Below are 18,984 nucleotides of genomic sequence, written 5' to 3'. Positions count from 1 at the left end.
TAAATTCAATGCAGATGGAGGATTCAACATGAATAATCTAAAAAACTACTTAAACGAGAATCGTTTTATGAAATATTGTCTATATATAATATTAGGAGCTGGATTAATAAGAACAGGTTATGAATTTGGCTATTTCGTTACAAATTTCATGCAATAAAACAATAAGTGGTGTTAATAACAAATAACACCACTTATCAATATATTTTTCATCATATAACTTGAAACATAACAATTATTAAATTCATAATTGCATGAACAAAAAATGATACTAGTAACCTATTAGTACGCACATATACCACAGCGAACACGATTCCAATTAAAAAATATCCGAATATAAATGGAAAGTCAAAATGCATAATAGAAAAGAACAATGAACTTATTAATATACTCCAAGTTTGTGTAAACCTTCGCGTTAAAATATTTATGGCCGCATAACGAAAAACAAACTCTTCTACTAAAGGTGCAAGAAGAACAATTGAAATAAGTGCCACAGGAGATATTACCGCAGCAGCAACTGTACGAGACGTATTTACTGATTGCGTAGTTAGCTGGAATACACTCTTATCTAAAAGACTTCCAACCATCTGCCCAAGAAATACTAATATGATCCCAATTAAAATCCATACAAATAAGTTTCTTGATAATTTAATTGATAACTTTGTATCTTTCATTAACTCTTTTCTATATATATATAAAAAGATTATCAACGTAACTGAAAACCCAATTAGTTCCCAATGTACGAGAAGTTGTTGGATTGCTTGCTGTTGATTTCCCTGAATATCATACCAACCTGTCTTTGCAAGCAATTGGAAACCTATAATCCCAACAAATTGAGTCATTATAAAATATATAAGTATGATATAACCTGATTTATGTAAATTACTATTATTCATGTTTATGTATTTACCCTTCACTTTTTTTATTTAATTAACGATTTTGGTTTACTTTTGCTCCATCCATTTTTTCTACGTCTTTCCGCTAAACACATTTGTCCAGAAAACCTCATATTGTTGAACAGGTTTATCGACTCTCAACTTGAAATTTTTTATTTTTGAAGATGTAACCACCTATAATGAAAATATACTTTTTCCAAAGGAGGAATCTAATGTATATATCAAACAGGGTTGGCTTAATTAGCTGGATTGCAACTTGCCTATACTTTTTATTTGAACCTTTCTTTATTTTCACTTCTACAGCACCTTATAACTATTATCGCCACGCAATGAGTGATCTAGGTGTAACAACCTGTGGAGAATTCACCTACGAAATAGCTCCTTATGAAATATGCTCCCCTAATCATTTTTGGATGAATTTACTCTTTATTATTAATGGAATAACATTTTTTATTGGAGTACTGTATATTTCACAACATCTAGAAAAAACAAGAATTAATACAATAGCAACATTTTTTATACTTATAATAGGAATCTCCACTATAGTTTCAGGATTAATTCCTGCAGATGTAAACCTAATTGGACATTCTATTCTAGTTTGGATAGGTATGCTTACTGTATTTCCAGGACTATATATTTTTGCTAAGAATCTTAAAAAAGCTGGAAAATGGACATATTTCTGTTTACTAAGTTTAATAGTAATAACAATACTTATCTCACTTGTTTTTCTTTTCCCCTTACCTGCAGGTCTACTACAAAGACTTTTCTATTTGGTTCTTTTCGTTTGGGGAACTGTATCAACCTACAAATTAATAAAATAAAAAATTTGTTCACTTTTTTGATACATTTATGAAACATTCATATGTTATCTTCGATATGTTCTTTTCTCTTTATAATGCCGTGTGAGATATACTCAGACTTGAAGCCCTAGACCCCCTAACTCTAGGGCTTCTCTATTCAAATAAGGATTTTTTTAGTTTTGTAACAACTCATTTGTGTAATTAACATCCTCATTTGTATCCCTCCATATATATCTTACCTTAGCGATATATATAAATTTCTTTTAACCATGGCTTTAATTCGTTGTAAAATTTCGAATATTTAATTATTTTTTTAAAAGGGTTGTGTTTTTCTCCACAACCCTCATTTTCTTCTTAATCCACAGGTACTTCTTCTTGTCCATGTGGAATTTGTGCAATTGGAGTTACAATTTGTGCATATTGGTTTACCTGCACTTTAAATTGTCGTGGTTCTAAAAAGTTTACCTGTTGAATTAAAACTTCAATATGAAACGTATCTACTTTTTTTTCCACGGTCGATTTTGGTAATTCGCGCATTGTAAAACTTATCCCCATTTAGGAAATATCGTTGTACAGCTTCTGTAGCCAGCATACGCTCATTACTTGTCATTTTCATTGGTTCAATACCAAATCCAGCCTTTGTAAACAAATACGGGACATCATAACTACTATTAGAAATTTTTCGTAGTAAGTCCTCTACAGTTTTTGTTTTCGCGATATATTCCTCCTCTTTTGTATCAAATCCCTTTGGCTTATCTCCGAGCATTTCTATTTCATCTTGGTTTACTTGTTCTTCCTCTTGCACTTGTGATTTCATCATATAACGATGAATAGTATTATAAGTAGCAACACCTGCCACTAGTACGATAATCCCTAATATGACCAAGTACTTACGAGGCATATTGAATAAAATATTGATTATTTTCTTCATCTACTCTCATCCCTTATCAGTCTATAACATTACGAATTTGCGTCATATGTTGACCTCTTGCCGTATAGTTTAGACCTGTTATTTGTACACCTTTGTTATCACCAATATGAATCATTTTTTGATTCCCCATGTAAATTGCAACGTGCCCTGGATTTTCATAGAAGATAAGATCCCCTGGTTGTGCATGATTGATATCTGGTACTTGTTTACCTTGTCCGACTTGAGCACCTGTCCAATCTCCAAGTTGTACACCTATGCTTGTTCTAAAGACATACTGCGTAAATCCTGAGCAATCTGAAGAACCACCTGGTGGATTACGGTCTCCTAATACATATCTGACTTTTCCTTGCCCTAGCCATTTTTTCGCTTCTTCCAGTACCTTTTGTCGTTTAGCATTTGTCATTGTAGGAGAACCACCAGATGATAATCCTGGGTCATCATTTTTCTTGAAGAACTTCATTGGATCCGTCGGTTGGTCATTTATACGAATTTGGAAATCTAAGTGGACTGCGTATCCAAGCATATTCAGAACACCACTAACGTAGTTAGAACCACCCATTTCCCCGATAATTTGTCCTTTTGTTACCATAGTTCCTGGTGTAACCGAAATTTTACTCAAATGTAAGTAACGAGATACAACGCCATTACCATGGTCAACATAAACACCTAAACCACCATAGTGAACTGCATCCCAATTGTTAGACACAGTCTAACAATTGGGATGCAGTTTTTCTATGGCTAAATTTACAGCTGATGAAAAAATACAAATCGTTCTACGTTATTTGAACGGAAATAAAAGTTATCGAGAAATCGGTAAAGCAATCGGTATAAGTAGAACAATCATTTTGAATTGGGTAAGCCAATATAAACAAAATGGTGTGGAAGCTTTTCTAAAACGATGTACAAATTACACACAACAATTTAAACTAGACGTACTAAACTTTATGATTGAAAACGGCATGTCCTTATTTGAGACGGCAGCTATCTTTAACATTCCTGCCCCTTCAACGATTTCTGTTTGGAAAAAACAACTCGAAACACAAGGAATTGATGCCCTTCAATCTAAGAAAAAGGGGCGTCCATCCATGAAAAAAGATTCAAATAAACAATTAAAACAAGCTTTAGCTGAAGGGTCAGTCGAAGCACTTGAAGCACGTATTAAACAGCTTGAAATGGAAAATGAGTACTTAAAAAAGTTGAATGCCTTAGTTCAAAACAAGGAAAAATCACAAAACAAGACAAAGCGCAAGTAGTCTATGAGTTAAGGCATAAATATTCGGTGAAGGCACTCGTGGAGCTAGCTGGCATTCCTCGGAGTACGTATTATGATTTAGTAAAAAAAATGAATCGTCCGGATCAAGATGCCGATTTGAAAGCTGAAATTAAAGCGATTTATGAGGAAAATGAAGGTCGTTATGGCTACCGTCGCATTCGTGATGAATTAACGAATCGTGGTCAGAAAGTGAATCACAAGAAGGTTCAACGCAGTATGAAAGAGCTTGGATTAAAGTGTGTTGTGCGTATGAAGAAATATAAATCTTATAAAGGAAAAGTCGGTAAAATTGCACCTAATATTTTAGAGCGTAATTTCTGCACAGATGCCCCGAATCAAAAATGGGTAACGGACATCACAGAGTTTAAATTGTTTGGAGAAAAACTGTATGTATCACCTGTATTAGATTTGTATAATGGTGAAATTATTACCTATACAATTGGTTCTAGACCGACGTATTCACTTGTTTCAGAGATGTTAGAGAATGCATTAGAACGTTTACCTGAAAACCATCAACTACTGATGCATTCGGATCAAGGGTGGCATTATCAAATGAGACAATACGTCCGTACACTTGAATCCAGAGCGATTGTCCAGAGTATGTCTCGAAAAGGTAACTGTTACGACAACGCAGTAATAGAGAATTTCTTTGGGATTATGAAGTCGGAGTTCCTCTATATAAAAGAATTTGAAAGTGTAGAGCATTTTAAAATAGAATTAAAAAAATATATAGATTATTATAATACGAAACGGATTAAGGCAAAATTAAAAATGAGTCCGGTACAATACCGGACTCACTTTTATCAAGCTGCCTAATGAAATAACCGTGTCTAACTTTTAGGGGTCACTTCAAATTCGCTCTTTTTTTGTTATGTACAATAATTCATTACTATTCTAATTCAATTGAAACATTTTTTTGTGGTACAAATGTAGAAATTGCATGTTTATAAATAAGCTGTTGCTTACCTTCTGTTTCCAGCAGGACTGTAAAATTATCAAATCCTTTAATTAGTCCACGAAGCTGGAAACCATTTAATAAGTACAGCGTAACAAACGTATTTTCTTTACGGAGTTGATTTAAAAACTGATCTTGAATATTGATTGATTGCTTCATGTCGAATCCTCCTCTTTTTCTCTACTTACTATTATTCGACTTTACTTGTAACTTTCCTTCTATGTATCGTAAAATTTCTGACGTTTTTTCACCGTTTGTAACATCAAACCACGTGACATCCATTTTATTACGGAACCACGTTAATTGACGCTTTGCATAACGACGCGAATTCGTCTTTAATTGTGATACCGCATCTTCTAAAGAAACTCGATTCTCAAAATAATCATAGATTTCTTTATATCCAATCGCTTGAATAGATTGACAATCTCGTATCCCTCTATTATACAGCCCTTCTACTTCCTCTAATAGGCCTTGTTCCATCATCAAATCCACTCGTAAGTTAATGCGATCGTATAGCATTTCTCGATCCATTGTCAAGCCAATTAATGAAACATCATAGAGTAACTCTTTTTCTTGTTTCTCAATTTGTTCACTCATTTTTTCACCCGACGTGTGGAAAATTTCTAAAGCCCGAATGACACGTCGTACATTATTTGCGTGAATACGCTCCGCACTTTCTGGATCTACTTCTTGCAATTTTTTATGTACATATTCCACACCGCGTTCTAAAGCTAACTTTTCCATTTGCTCTCGGTATATCACATCACCAGCATCATCTGTAAACTGATAATCGAATAAAACAGATTGTATATAAAGACCGGTCCCACCAACTATAATTGGTAATTTACCACGTTCTGTAATTTCTCGAATATGCTTGCGAACACGTTCTTGAAATTCCGCGACAGAAAATGAATCTTCCGGATTTTTTATATCGATCATATAATGTGGAATTCCGTCCATCTCTGCTTTTGTTACCTTTGCAGTTCCAATATCCATCGTTCGATAGATCTGCATGGAATCACCACTAATAATTTCACCGTTCAACGCTTTGGCAAGATTGATACTTAACTTCGTCTTTCCAACAGCAGTTGGTCCAATGATGACAGCAACTTTTTCACGTTGCACTTCTCCCATATCATTCAACTCTCTTTATGTAATATACTCCATCTATTGATTATACCCAATCTTACCAATTTTAACGGCATGATTGCAAGTTCTTTCATTTCGGTACATGAAATTATACAGAAAAAAGAACATAGTTTGTTCAATTCTGCATATACATGATAAAAATAGTTTCGAGAGGATGAGTTAACTATGAAACAATCCACCATCAATTTTTCATCTTTGACAAAAGACCTCATTTTAGCTACTTCTATAAAAGAACAAAATTGTTCACAAGAGGAATTATACTTCGCCCTAAATTGTTTACTACGGGCTTTTCATTCTACCCTCCATGAAACAACATTACATCCAGAAAATAAAAATACAGAATATATACAAACGCAATTTTGCAGTGCATATAAAATTATTACAGGTAAAACTATTTATCCATTTCAATAATCCATAAAAAGCGGCTGCTTACATAATTTCAAGCAACCGCTTTTTATATTAATATCGATAACCTATTGTATAACTTTCACTTTTACAGATTTGCGCCCCCAGCTATTAGCACTACCATCTGAACCGACTAATACATCAATACGATTTCCTTTAATCGCACCACCAGTGTCTCCAGCAATCGCTTCTCCATATCCTTCTACCCATACTTTTGATCCAAGCGGAATTACTTTCGGATCAACAGCAATTACTTTCATATTTGGATTTGCTGTTAAATCATGCCCCATTGCAGTTAATACACGACCACCATACGAACCATTCTCACTCGGATCTGCTGTATATGCCGTCGCTTCTACTGTAATTTCACGACCACCAGTAGGCGCACTTGTTTCAGTAGATTTTGCAACTGGTTTTGCAGCCGGTTTTTCTTTTACCACAGGTTTACTTGATTCTACATTCTTAATAGAATCGTTACTCTTAACAGACTCTTTATTCTTAACTACTGTATTATTTTTAACCGGCGTATTTGTTCTAGCTGGCGCTTCTTCTTGAGCTACAACCTCTTTCTTTTCGATTACAGGTGCTGTTCCTGTTAAAAATGGCACGTGAACATATCCAACTTTTCCATTGTAGTCAAATTGTAACCATTCATTTTGAACTTGATTCGTCGTTTCAATCACATCATTTTTATTAAGTTTACCTAAAATTTCAGAATCAGTATTCGCTCCAGCACGAACATTTAATACGCCCGCCGTTACATAATATGTGCTCTTTGTAAAATCGGCACTTACAAACGCTTCCTTACCGTTCAACTTAATTTTTGTCCATCCATTTTCTGTATTTATAACATCTAGTGTATTCCCACTTAACACTTTACCTACAAGCTTTGACTCTACATTTGGGTTTTCTCTAACATTTAATACGTCTGTTGTTACAATTGTTTCCGCTTTAGCAGAACCCGCAAAAATCCCAAGACCAAAAACTGCTGCTGTTGCTATACCTAATAATTTTTTCATGAATAGCCTCCATTTGCTTTGTTTTCGTATTTTCATTATAGCAACAGATTTTTAGAATTTTTAGAAATCACACAATTACAAAGCATTCGTAATATACGATTAACGAGTTGTAACATAAATTTCCATATTAATAAAATGTATTTCTCATACAATCTCCAGTGGTTTTCATATATTTTTCATATACGAGCACAAGAACTTTTTTCCAGAAAAAATTACAGTGTTACTTTTTTGTTACAAAAAATTCACAATTAGTTACATCTTTTACCAAAAAACATCAATATTTAATTGTTAACCTATTTTTTTGTAATAAAAAGAGAGCAGCTACTAAAAGCTGCTCTCTTTTTATTTGTTATTGAACTTTCTTTTTCCAAACACCTAGCATAATAGCCGAGACAATCGTTCCAATTAATATAGAGAAAATATATAGTAACGGTTTATTTACTAACGCTATTACAAATAATCCACCATGCGGTGCTGGTAATGTAATTTGGAATAACATAGATAACGCACCTGCAATACTTGAACCAACAACACAACTTACAATTACTCGAACCGGATCTGCAGCTGCAAACGGAATCGCACCTTCTGTAATGAACGATGCTCCCATAATATAATTTGTTAAACCAGATTTACGTTCCGCTTCTGTAAACTTTGATTTAAAGAATGTAGTTGCAAATGCAATCGCAAGTGGCGGTACCATACCACCAGCCATAACTGCTGAGTGCACTCCAAAATTCTGTGCTTCTATTGCAGCAATACCAAACGTAAACGCCGCTTTATTAATTGGACCACCCATATCAATTGCCATCATACCACCTAAAATAAGACCTAGTAATATAGCATTCGTACCGTTTAAACCATTTAACCACCCTGTCAACATTTCATTTAATGCTACTACAGGCGGAATCACTGCTTTTTGCATTACAACTCCTGTAATCAATAATCCAAAGACTGGATATAACAAAACAGGTTTAATTCCTTCTAATTGTACTGGTAGTCCTGAAAATAATCTTTTCAACCCTAAAACAACATATCCAGCTAAGAAACCAGCAATTAATCCACCTAAAAAGCCAGCATTCGCATTCGCCGCTAAAAATCCACCTACAACACCAGGCATAAAACCAGGACGATCAGCAATAGAACTTGCAATAAATCCAGCTAAAATTGGTACAAGGAATAAAAACGCACCTGTTTTTCCTCCACCAATTGACATGAACAATTCAGCTAAAGGACCTTCCGCCTTTATACCACCAAACGAAAACGCTAGCGCTATTAAAATCCCGCCGCCAACAACGAACGGAAGCATATTACTTACGCCATTCATTAAATGCTTATAAATTCCTAATCCTTTTTCTTTTTCCGTACTTTCTGCCTTTCCATCTTCTTTTACACCTTTAAAGATTGGTGCATCTTGCTTTACAGCTCGATTAAGAAGTGTTTCCGTTTTTCTAATCCCATCAGCGACTGGTACTTGAATGACATGTTTACCAGCAAAACGATTCATTTCTACTTGTTTATCCGCCGCAACAATAATAGCTGTTGCACGTTCAATATCCTCTTTCGTTAAACCGTTTTTAATACCTGTCGATCCGTTTGTTTCAACTTTAATCGCTATTCCTAACTCTGTCGCTTTTGCTTTCAAGCTATCTGCGGCCATATACGTGTGAGCGATTCCAGTTGGACAAGCTGTAACAGCAAGTACGTACGGTTCATTTACTTCTGGTTTTGCGACTTCAATCTCTTCTTCTTTTTCATTCTCTTTTTCATCAAATAGTTGAAGAAGCTCACTTTCATCCTTTGCTTCTAATAGTTGCTTGCGAAATCCTTCATCCATTAATAATGTCGATAAACGAGACAACGTTTCTAAATGAGTATTATTCGCTCCTTCACTTGCAGCAATCATAAAGAATAAGTGTGCTGGCTGTCCGTCAAGCGACTCATAATTGATACCGCTTACACTTCTACCAAAACAAATCGATGGTTGTTTAACAGCCTTTGTCTTCGCATGAGGTATTGCAATACCTTCCCCTATTCCAGTCGTACTTTGGGACTCCCGCTTTAAAATAGCTTCTTTAAATTCCATTTTACTATTTAAACGATTTGCCCCATTTAATTTCTCAACTAATTCATCTATGACAGCTTCTTTATTTGAAGCTGTCAAATCCATAATGACTGTATCTCTTTTTAATAGTTCTGTAATTTTCATATGTTGCTTCCCCCTATCGCTTAGCTACAATTACTTGCGACAATAATTCTTCTACTTTTTCCTTCTTACATAAATCAGCTGAAAATGCTGTTGCACTCCCTGTTGCAACGCCGTATTGAAATGCCTTTTCAATATCTTTTGTCTGTTCATATTTGCCTACAAACCCTGCAACAAGAGAATCTCCGGCCCCAACTGAATTAATTACAACACCTTTTGGAACAGTCGCTTCATATATACCTTCTGCCGTAAATAATAAAGCTCCCTCTCCAGCCATCGATACGATAACGTGTTTTATACCTTGTTCAATTAATTTTCTTCCATAAGGTAAAACGTCCTCTACTGTTGAAAGCTCCACTCCAAACAACTCACCAAGTTCATGATGGTTTGGCTTAATTAAAAATGGCTTATTTTTAATTACATGCTGCAGTGCACTTCCACTCGCATCGACTACTACTCGAATACCTTTTTCAGCTCCGAGCGCTGCGATTGATTCATAAAAGGTAGTTGGGATAGATGCAGGTACACTTCCAGCTAGCACAACGCAATCTCCCTGCTTCATACTTTCGATTTGTTTCATTAATTGTTCAAATTGCTCATTTGTCACATTAGGACCTTGCCCATTTAATTCTGTCTCTTCTTGCCCTTTTATTTTCACATTAATTCGGGAATCTCCGTCTACTTGGATGAAGTTTGTCATTACGCCTTCCGCCTGTAATACACCTTTAATAAATTGACCGGTGAATCCACCAGTAAATCCAAGTGCTATATTTTCCACACCTAAACGATGGAGAACGCGAGAAACATTAATCCCTTTTCCTCCAGGAAACTTCATATCTTTCTCTGCTCGATTGACTGCGCCTAAATCAAAGGAATTAACTTGTACTACATAATCAATAGATGGGTTTAAAGTAACTGTATAGATCATTGTTTATCAGCCTCAATTACATTGGTTTGTCTTTTATATTTTTCTAAATCAATTTCTAAATGGTTTGTAATAATATTTGCTTCTTCAACATTTGCAATTTTCGCAAATGCAACTTCTGAAAACTTACTTTCATCAATTAAGAAATATCCTTCGTTTGCTAATGTTAATGCCATTTGTTTTAAGAGCGCTTCTTCTGGATCTGGCGTTGTAAAGCCAAGCTGTTCATGTACACCATTTGCACCTAAAAAACATTTATCAAAACGATACTTCTGCATACTTTCCTGTGCCATAGCACCGATTAAAGCTTTCGTCCTACTCTTCATCATTCCACCTAGTAAATACGCACGAATATTATTTTCAACTAAAGCTTCAATATGCATAAGTCCATTCGTAACGACAGTCACATCTTTATTTATTAAAAATGGAATCATTTCAAATGTTGTACTTCCTGCATCTAAATAAATACAATCACCTTGTTCAATAACGCTAGCCGCATAATTAGCAATTTGTTGTTTTATTTGAATGTTTTTGGATGATTTTTCAACCATCGTTGGTTCTTGCCCTTTTCCTGTTAAAACAGCGGCACCACCATGAACTCTTTTTAATAACCTTTGCTTTTCCAATTGTGCTAAATCACGGCGAATTGTCGACTCAGAGCTTTCTGTTCTTTCAACTAATTGCTGTAATTTTACAACTTTCTGTTCTTTTACAAGTTGCAATATCATTTGATGACGTTCAGGAGTTAACATTTTATTCACCTCTTCTTTGATTACAGTATAATGAAAACGGTCACAAAAATCAACCACAAACAACCAAAAATAATCAAAAACACCCATAAACATTTATAAACAGCAAAAAGAAACCTATTCGATTAAACAATCAAATAGGTTTCTTTTCTAAATTCACTTATAAAGAAGCTTTATATATACTTAAAACATCATCTTTATTTAATTTTTTAAAGTTACCAAATTCACCATACGCCATCGCTTTATTAGCCATTATATCAATTTCATTTTCTCCAATACCGTAATCAGCTAATGTTGCTGGCGCTTCAATTGAAGTCCAAAATTGACGCAGTGCCTTAATTCCTTCTAAAGCCACTTCTTTATCTGTTTTGCCATCTGTTTCTATATCAAATACACGAATAGCGAACTGTTTAAAACGACTTACATTTTCCTCTACAACATGTTTCATCCAGTTCGGGAATAAAATCGCAAGGCCACCCCCGTGTGGTATATCATGAACAGCAGAAACTGCATGCTCAATATTATGAGTCGCCCAATCTCCTTTTACTCCCATCGCTAAAATACCGTTTAACGCCATAGTACCACAATATAAAATAGTTTCTCTATGCTCATAATTTTCTAAATCACTTAAAAGCTTAGGTGCTGTCTCAATTACTGTTTTTAAAACAGCTTCACAATAACGATCTTGTAGTTCTGTATTCGTTCCATGATGGAAATATTGTTCTAATACGTGCGACATAATATCTACCATACCGTAAATTGTTTGATCTTTCGGTACAGAAGTAGTATGAACTGGATCTAAAATTGAAAACTGCGGGAAAGTAACTGGGCTACCCCATCCATACTTTTCATTCGTTTCCCAGTTTGTAATTACCGAGCCTGCATTCATTTCAGATCCTGTTGCTGCAAGAGTAAGTACAGTACCAAATGGTAATGCCTCATTAGCAAATGTTTTTTTCGTTACAATATCCCATACATCTCCATCGTACTTACTACCAGCTGCAATTGCCTTCGTACAGTCGATCACACTTCCTCCACCAACTGCTAAAATAAATTCAACACCATTTTCTTTACAAATTTGAATCCCTTTCTTTACAGTTGATACACGTGGATTCGGTTCAACACCTGTCAATTCAAATACTTCTGCATTTATATCCTTTAAAATAGAAATTACATTATCATAAATACCGTTTCTTTTAATGCTGCCTCCCCCGTATACGAGAAGAACTTTTTTACCGAACTGTGGAATTTCCGTTTTTAACTGCTCTAATTGACCTTTACCGAAAATAAGTTTCGTTGGATTACGAAATACAAAATTTTGCATATTCCTTTACCATCCCTTCTATATGAAAAGCAACTATACTTTTGTATACCATATTTTTTTCATTTCACAAAAATATTTGCTTAATAAAAAAATCCCAGCCTACAGGCTGAGATTTTTTATTGGTAATAAGGTGAGATCATTAAGTAAACAATAACACCAGATAAACTTACATATAACCAAATCGGCATCGTCCAACGTACAATTTTACGATGACGTGTTAATTGATTTGTAAAACCAAATACAAGTGCAAACAATGCAAGCGGTACAATAATTGCCGCCAGGATAATATGTGTAATTAAAATGATGAAATACACATATTTAATGAATCCTTCTCCGCCAAAATGTGTTGCTGGCGCTAAGTAATGATAAGATAAATAAGAAACACAAAATAGCAACGTCGTTGTAAATGCTGCCAGGATGAAACCACGGTGCATTTTCACATTCTTCTTAATAATAGAGTATAGAGCTGCTAATAAGAATACGAACGTAAAGCTATTAAAAATTGCATTTAACATTGGTAAAATTGTTACATCAAAATGTAATTCTCCTTCATAGCCAACAGGTCCAAAGAACAAAAATAAAATAATCGCATTTACAATTACAGAAAGCGTTATCACAATAGGAGCATAGCTTTTCTGATTTGTTGATTGATCCACCAAAATGGTCACTCCCTCTTCCTTCAAATATGTATACGTAACCTCACTATTTTAACATACTATTCACAGTGTAAATGTGACAATAGTTTGACACAGCAAGATAAGACAAAGAAAAAATCCTTCTTAATAAAACTTCTTAAGAAGGATTTTATCGCTTTATTATTCAAATAGCAACGCGATTAGTTTTTGTTAAAAAATGTATCGCTATATGCTTGAAAAATTTCAGACACTTGATATCCCATTAAAGAAATTGCTGTTAATGAAAAGAAACCAATCATAAGAAATCGAAACCACATATAAATCTCCTCCTTGTATTTAGCTTAAAAAACATTCGCTATATTACAAGTTGAGTGGCACTCTTCATCGTCACTTTCCTTTTTCCTTACAATTGCTGTAATAAATCGAATCATAAAGAAAATAACAAAAGGAATTTGTTCGTAATTCACATTGGCATAGTTTAGCAACGGCTCGCGCTGCATATCGAACGGGGATGAGAAGGAATAGAACATACCTTGCTCTTCCATATATACAATTACAATTTTCATGCAAAATACGATTCCTAGAAACGAAACAATATCTTGCCATTCTGTCGTATATAACAGGTTATACAGCTCTAATACGTACTCTTCCATTATCATCCCCCCTTCCTTTTTTACCATTTTGCTCGCCTTCGTATAAAAAGTCAAGAAAAAAGTTTATATCCACTATGACAATAGTAATTACTTGTTTCTATGATTATATATGATTCTTTTATAGCAATGACTGGGTGTAACTCTCTTCGAAAATTAGAAAATTAGAATCGAACAGATTCCTCATTCTTACTTTTAGGATTCAAAACTGTGCTATTTTTATTTCTATTAAAAATAAAATAAGAAAGTATGATAAGAACAGTAACAAACATTGTTAAAAGTGCTTGTGAACGTAAAGTATCAATTGCGAACATCGCAACTAAAACTGCTATAATAGCAACAATTGTAACATACGTTACATACGGAAAAAGCCACATTTTCACTTTCAAATTTTGTTGTTCCACTTTCCCCATTTTTTTACGCATCTTTAAATGCGAAACTGCAATAACGAGATAAACTAGTAACGCAATCCCGCCAGATGCATTCACTAAAAACAAAAAGACTTTATCTGGAGAAATGTAACTAAACACAACGCCAATATAAGCGAAGAAAGTTCCAAATAAAACGGCCCGAACTGGAACACCACTACTGTTCAATTTCAAAAACGCCTTTGGAGCATCTCCTCTTTCTGCCATCGAAAAAAGCATTCTTGAGTTTGTATATAAACCCGAATTTAAACAAGAGAGTACAGCTGTTAAAACGATAAAATTCATAATTTGTGCCGCAGCTGGTATTCCTATATGTTCCAATACAGCTACAAATGGACTTTTTAATATGTTTGCTGAATTCCATGGCAGTAGCGTAACAACTACCGCTATAGACCCAATAAAAAATACAAGAATACGCCAAATCACACTGTTTGTTGCTGTTTTTACTGCTTTTACAGGTTCTGCAGATTCACCTGCGGCTACCGCTACAATTTCTGATCCCATAAATGAAAATATAACGACAGTAATTCCAAGCAGTACCGAACTTATACCGTTTGGCATAAATCCACCTTGTCCAATTAAATTCGAAGTGCCGGGTGCTTCTGTTCCTGGAACAAATCCTAAAATAACAGCAAGACCTAGACAAAGGAACAAAATAATACTTATTACTTTAATAAAAGAAAACCAATATTCAAACTCTCCAAATGATTTCACCGAAAAAACGTTCGTCAGCGTTAATAAAATTGTTAATATTAAACTTAATAACCAAAGCGGTATTTGTGGAATCCAATATTGGATAATACCAGCACCTGCTGTGGCTTCTATTGCAATAACAATTACCCAAAAAAACCAGTATAACCAGCCTATTGTATAACCCGCCCAAGGACCAATCGCTTCTCTTGCATACGTTGCAAATGAACCACTTGTCGGATTAACAGCTGCCATTTCTCCTAGCATTCTCATGACGAAAATGACTAGAAGTCCTGCTAATGCATATGAAACGATAGAACCTGGTCCTGCCGAATGTACAACTGCACCACTTCCAACAAACAAACCAGCCCCTATTACACCGCCAATTGAAATCATTGTAATGTGGCGTATTTTGAGGTCTTTCTTTAGATTTTTATCCAAATCTTGTACATCCCCTTCCAAACTAAATTTTGAAATTTATGTAAGAGTACTGTGCGAAAGATTTTGTCCTATACTTTAAAATATATCAAAATATTCTGAATTCAACAATTAAAATTCAACCTCCTTCAAAAATTATTACATTAGGTTTAATACTTTCCCATACACAATTGTTGAGAAAATTATAGTCCCTTTACAAAAAAAAGAATTTTCAGATATTATTAAATAAACAAGATTATACATCTAGACAACTTTTTGTATAGGAGTGTTGATATGTTAAACAAGTTCAAATTTTTTTGTTGTATTTTAGTAATGTTCTTACTTCTACCGTTATCCCCTTTCCAAGCACAAGCAGCAAACAATTTAGGTTCAAAATTACTCGTTGGATACTGGCATAATTTTGATAACGGTACTGGCATTATTAAATTAAAAGACGTTTCACCAAAATGGGATGTAATCAATGTATCTTTTGGTGAAACTGGTGGTGATCGTTCCACTGTTGAATTTTCTCCTGTGTATGGTACAGATGCAGAATTCAAATCAGATATTTCTTATTTAAAAAGTAAAGGAAAGAAAGTAGTTCTTTCAATAGGTGGACAAAATGGGGTCGTTTTACTTCCTGACAATGCCGCTAAGGATCGTTTTATTAATTCCATACAATCTCTGATCGATAAATACGGTTTTGACGGAATAGATATTGACCTTGAATCAGGTATTTACTTAAACGGAAATGACACTAACTTCAAAAACCCAACTACCCCTCAAATCGTAAATCTTATTTCAGCTATTCGAACAATCTCAGATCATTATGGTCCAGATTTTCTATTAAGCATGGCCCCTGAAACAGCTTATGTTCAAGGCGGATATAGCGCATATGGAAGCATATGGGGTGCATATTTACCAATTATTTACGGAGTGAAAGATAAACTAACATACATTCACGTTCAACACTACAACGCTGGTAGCGGGATTGGAATGGACGGTAATAACTACAATCAAGGTACTGCAGACTACGAGGTCGCTATGGCAGATATGCTCTTACATGGTTTTCCTGTAGGTGGTAATACAAATAACATTTTCCCAGCTCTTCGTTCAGATCAAGTCATGATTGGACTTCCTGCAGCACCAGCGGCAGCTCCAAGTGGTGGATATATTTCGCCAACTGAAATGAAAAAAGCTTTAAATTATATCATTAAAGGAGTTCCATTCGGAGGAAAGTATAAACTTTCTAACCAGAGTGGCTATCCTGCATTCCGCGGCCTAATGTCTTGGTCTATTAATTGGGATGCAAAAAACAACTTTGAATTCTCTAGTAACTATAGAACATATTTTGATGGTCTTTCCTTGCAAAAATAACAAAGTAAAACTATAATTAGCCCTCATCAATCGGACATTTATGGGCAATCAATGCAGGATAAAAACAACAATAGGTCCCTTTATAGGTCCTATTGTTGTTTTTTACTTATGAAAATTACTTTGTCACATCTAAAGTTTTAAGAAACTCTTTTCCATCGACCAACATCGCACGTTCCTTGGAATCATATTGTTAAATATTCTAGTTACTATTTTGCTTCAACACAAAAATTGAAAGTTCAGGTACACTACAAAATCTAACAGGCATCCTAGTAGTCCCAATGCCACGATTTACATATAAATATAACGGCTTACTCTTCCCCTCTACTTCATACATACCTTCAACGTAGTGCTCAGCTAGTTTGGTAGTAATTAACGGACCTACAAAAGGAATTTGGACTTGTCCTCCGTGACTATGTCCTGACAGTTGAAGATCAACTGGGTAACGATTTATTTTGGTTACAACATCCGGCTCATGTACTAATAACATGTTGAAATCATTTTGTTTCAAGTTTTTTAAAGTTGAATCTATTTGCGGCTTCCCTAATAGAAAATCATCCAAACCTGATATTATAATATATTTGCCGTTTTCCACTTTAATTTTCTGCACTTCATTTACTAATACAGAAAAACCAGCTTCTTCCATATATTTTTTGTAAAATAAACTACCGCCCCCGCCCCTATCATGATTCCCAAACACAGCATATTTCCCTAAGGGAGCGTAAATTTTCTGCAAAATAACCTTCGCTTCTTCTCTTTCCGCACTATAAGACCCAAATTTATCTATTAAATCTCCGGTAAAAACTACTATATCTGGATGTAATTCATTCATCTTCTCCACTAAATGTTCAAGTTGTTTCAGTGTAAACTCTGGTCCTAAATGTACATCTGAAAACTGCAATATTTTTTTATTATTAAACTCTTTAGGAATTGTAGAAGCTTCTATTTCATTCCACGTAACTGTTACTAGTTTTCGTTCTATTTCTGTCGCATAATAATACAAACTTACTGGTATCATTAATATACTTATAAAACTAATAATAAATATCTTTACGATTGATTTTTTTCGTTCTTTTTTTACATGATTCGTATTCATGTTTTCACCTCTAGAAACACTTTAAATCCTTATTGTTACATTCATGTGACAACATGAACAATGTTATCAATATGTAATTCCCTCTCTATTCACTTTGACAATTTTATACAGAAGTCATAACATATTTTTATAATACATAGATTTTCGAAATTTTTTCTATTCATTCCATCATTTTATTACGGAGGGGTTATTCATGTCTGTATTTACACCAGAAGAAATTACGGAACTTGCTGCGAATTCCGGAAGAAAAAAAGCTCATTTATCATTACTCCCTATGTTAATTCTCGGTTTTTTTGGCGGTGCTTTTATAGCATTAGGGTATTTACTCGATATTCATGTTATTGGAACAATGCCAAAGGCTTGGGGATCATTTACTAGTTTTCTAGGCGCTGCTGTATTCCCTATTGGCCTTATTCTCGTTATTCTTGCAGGCGGTGAACTAGTAACTGGTAACATGATGACAGTTTCTATGGCCTGGCTTCAAAAGAAAATTACTTTATTTTATTTCATACGAAATTTAGTTATTGTTACATTTAGCAATTTCATAGGGGCTGTATTTGTAGCCTACTTTTTCGGTCATATCGTTGGCTTAACTGAAGGAGCTTTTTTAGCAAAAACTATTTCTATCGCTCAAGCGAAACTACAAGATACACCATTGCAAGCATTTATTTCTGCAATCGGATGTAATTGGCTCGTTTGTTTAGCTGTTTGGCTCAGTATGGGAAGTAAAGAATTTATCGGAAAGATTATCGGTATTTGGTTCCCGGTTATGACTTTTGTTGCGATTGGATTTCAACACGTTGTAGCCAATATGTTTGTCATCCCAGCCGCCATTTTTGCCGGTCATTTCACTTGGGCTGAATATTTTCCAAACTTTATTTTTGTTTTCTTTGGAAATTTAGTAGGAGGTATGTTATTTGTAGCACTACCTTACTTCATATCTTATAATAAGAAACTACCTGCTCATCAAGAGAAGACTGAAATGAAGAACAAATCTCTGTCCGCTTAAATGGAATGTCTATAAAGTGCCCTAAAAAATATTACAAATTTCATTTTTTTTGCGAATAT

18 protein-coding genes and 2 pseudogenes are annotated in these 18,984 nt (G+C 34.5%); 6 read left to right on the top strand and 14 right to left on the bottom strand.

Annotation, left to right across the window (positions count from 1 at the left end; translation table 11 throughout):
• Positions 1–28: 28 nt before the first annotated feature.
• A complete protein-coding gene (locus ACK1U5_RS21080; protein WP_255448474.1) occupies positions 29–157 on the top strand; it encodes a hypothetical protein in 129 nt (42 codons plus the stop codon).
• A 52-nt stretch (positions 158–209) separates the two neighbouring features.
• On the opposite strand, the gene ACK1U5_RS21075 is transcribed toward ACK1U5_RS21080, so the two are convergent.
• A complete protein-coding gene (locus ACK1U5_RS21075; RefSeq protein ID WP_113710629.1) occupies positions 210–893 on the bottom strand; it encodes a CPBP family intramembrane glutamic endopeptidase in 684 nt (227 codons plus the stop codon).
• Between the two features lie 212 nt (positions 894–1,105).
• On the opposite strand from ACK1U5_RS21075, the gene ACK1U5_RS21070 reads away from it, so the two are divergent.
• Positions 1,106–1,714: a DUF998 domain-containing protein gene (locus ACK1U5_RS21070; protein WP_048568733.1), complete on the top strand. Its 609-nt coding sequence runs from the start codon at positions 1,106–1,108 to the stop codon at positions 1,712–1,714.
• A gap of 333 nt (positions 1,715–2,047) precedes the next feature.
• Here the strand turns inward: ACK1U5_RS21070 and ACK1U5_RS21065 are convergent.
• Both ACK1U5_RS21065 and ACK1U5_RS21060 read right to left on the bottom strand, forming a co-directional pair.
• Positions 2,048–2,624 (bottom strand): annotated as a pseudogene (locus ACK1U5_RS21065) (hypothetical protein).
• A gap of 16 nt (positions 2,625–2,640) precedes the next feature.
• A pseudogene (locus ACK1U5_RS21060) lies at positions 2,641–3,309 on the bottom strand (NlpC/P60 family protein); the annotation flags it as partial.
• Between the two features lie 49 nt (positions 3,310–3,358).
• Between ACK1U5_RS21060 and ACK1U5_RS21055 the strand changes: the two are divergent.
• Positions 3,359–4,713, top strand: a protein-coding gene (locus tag ACK1U5_RS21055; protein WP_113710628.1) for an IS3 family transposase whose coding sequence is annotated in 2 segments (ribosomal slippage) — positions 3,359–3,812 and positions 3,812–4,713 — 1,356 coding nt in all. Because the reading frame shifts where the segments join, the coding sequence is not laid out codon by codon here.
• Between the two features lie 73 nt (positions 4,714–4,786).
• On the opposite strand, the gene hfq is transcribed toward ACK1U5_RS21055, so the two are convergent.
• Together hfq and miaA are read right to left on the bottom strand one after the other, a co-directional pair.
• Positions 4,787–5,011: an RNA chaperone Hfq gene (gene hfq / locus ACK1U5_RS21050; protein ID WP_000813896.1), complete on the bottom strand. Its 225-nt coding sequence runs from the start codon at positions 5,009–5,011 to the stop codon at positions 4,787–4,789.
• Between the two features lie 21 nt (positions 5,012–5,032).
• Positions 5,033–5,986 carry a tRNA (adenosine(37)-N6)-dimethylallyltransferase MiaA gene (miaA, locus tag ACK1U5_RS21045; protein WP_000504957.1) on the bottom strand — a complete coding sequence of 318 codons (954 nt, stop codon included), beginning with the start codon at positions 5,984–5,986 and terminating at the stop codon, positions 5,033–5,035.
• A 180-nt stretch (positions 5,987–6,166) separates the two neighbouring features.
• Between miaA and ACK1U5_RS21040 the strand changes: the two genes are divergently transcribed.
• A complete protein-coding gene (locus tag ACK1U5_RS21040; RefSeq protein WP_000814426.1) occupies positions 6,167–6,412 on the top strand; it encodes a hypothetical protein in 246 nt (81 codons plus the stop codon).
• 62 nt (positions 6,413–6,474) lie between these two features.
• Here the strand turns inward: ACK1U5_RS21040 and entD are convergent, their stop codons facing one another.
• The 8 genes from entD to gabP all read right to left on the bottom strand — a co-directional run bounded on the left by entD (position 6,475) and on the right by gabP (position 15,470).
• The gene (gene entD / locus ACK1U5_RS21035; RefSeq protein WP_000734613.1) at positions 6,475–7,425 is read right to left on the bottom strand and encodes a cell wall-binding protein EntD; all 951 of its coding nucleotides are present in this window, start codon (positions 7,423–7,425) and stop codon (positions 6,475–6,477) included.
• Positions 7,426–7,774: 349 nt separating this feature from the next.
• Positions 7,775–9,631, bottom strand: coding sequence for a PTS fructose transporter subunit IIABC (locus ACK1U5_RS21030; protein WP_000704599.1), 1,857 nt, complete (start codon positions 9,629–9,631; stop codon positions 7,775–7,777).
• Positions 9,632–9,644: 13 nt separating this feature from the next.
• The gene (gene pfkB, locus ACK1U5_RS21025) at positions 9,645–10,556 is read right to left on the bottom strand and encodes a 1-phosphofructokinase (protein ID WP_000640830.1); all 912 of its coding nucleotides are present in this window, start codon (positions 10,554–10,556) and stop codon (positions 9,645–9,647) included.
• Complete coding sequence (locus tag ACK1U5_RS21020) at positions 10,553–11,305, bottom strand: DeoR/GlpR family DNA-binding transcription regulator (protein WP_000957286.1); 753 nt, start codon at positions 11,303–11,305, stop codon at positions 10,553–10,555. Before ACK1U5_RS21020 ends, pfkB begins: the two co-directional genes overlap by 4 nt.
• A gap of 157 nt (positions 11,306–11,462) precedes the next feature.
• On the bottom strand, positions 11,463–12,626 hold the full coding sequence (locus ACK1U5_RS21015) for an iron-containing alcohol dehydrogenase (protein WP_001179092.1): 1,164 nt from the start codon (positions 12,624–12,626) through the stop codon (positions 11,463–11,465).
• Positions 12,627–12,742: 116 nt separating this feature from the next.
• Positions 12,743–13,285, bottom strand: a complete 543-nt coding sequence (locus ACK1U5_RS21010; RefSeq protein ID WP_000228314.1) for a DUF420 domain-containing protein — start codon at positions 13,283–13,285, stop codon at positions 12,743–12,745.
• 317 nt (positions 13,286–13,602) lie between these two features.
• On the bottom strand, positions 13,603–13,941 hold the full coding sequence (locus ACK1U5_RS21005) for a hypothetical protein (RefSeq protein ID WP_002005644.1): 339 nt from the start codon (positions 13,939–13,941) through the stop codon (positions 13,603–13,605).
• Between the two features lie 134 nt (positions 13,942–14,075).
• Positions 14,076–15,470 carry a GABA permease gene (gene gabP / locus ACK1U5_RS21000; RefSeq protein WP_048567529.1) on the bottom strand — a complete coding sequence of 465 codons (1,395 nt, stop codon included), beginning with the start codon at positions 15,468–15,470 and terminating at the stop codon, positions 14,076–14,078.
• A 270-nt stretch (positions 15,471–15,740) separates the two neighbouring features.
• Here gabP and ACK1U5_RS20995 point away from each other — a divergent pair, with 270 nt between their 5' ends.
• A complete protein-coding gene (locus ACK1U5_RS20995) occupies positions 15,741–16,823 on the top strand; it encodes a chitinase (protein WP_069605130.1) in 1,083 nt (360 codons plus the stop codon).
• A gap of 199 nt (positions 16,824–17,022) precedes the next feature.
• On the opposite strand, the gene ACK1U5_RS20990 is transcribed toward ACK1U5_RS20995, so the two are convergent.
• Positions 17,023–17,916 (bottom strand): metallophosphoesterase, encoded by an 894-nt coding sequence (locus tag ACK1U5_RS20990; RefSeq protein WP_001095345.1) that lies wholly within the window; start codon positions 17,914–17,916, stop codon positions 17,023–17,025.
• A gap of 193 nt (positions 17,917–18,109) precedes the next feature.
• Between ACK1U5_RS20990 and ACK1U5_RS20985 the strand changes: the two genes are divergently transcribed.
• Entirely contained in the window at positions 18,110–18,925 is an 816-nt protein-coding gene (locus tag ACK1U5_RS20985; RefSeq protein ID WP_000110530.1) for a formate/nitrite transporter family protein, read from the top strand.
• Positions 18,926–18,984: the final 59 nt, after the last annotated feature.

It is taken from the genome of Bacillus sp. XB1, assembly GCF_053557995.1.
Note: the sequence above shows the minus strand (reverse complement) of the source record. Positions and strands in the feature narration are given on the sequence as shown.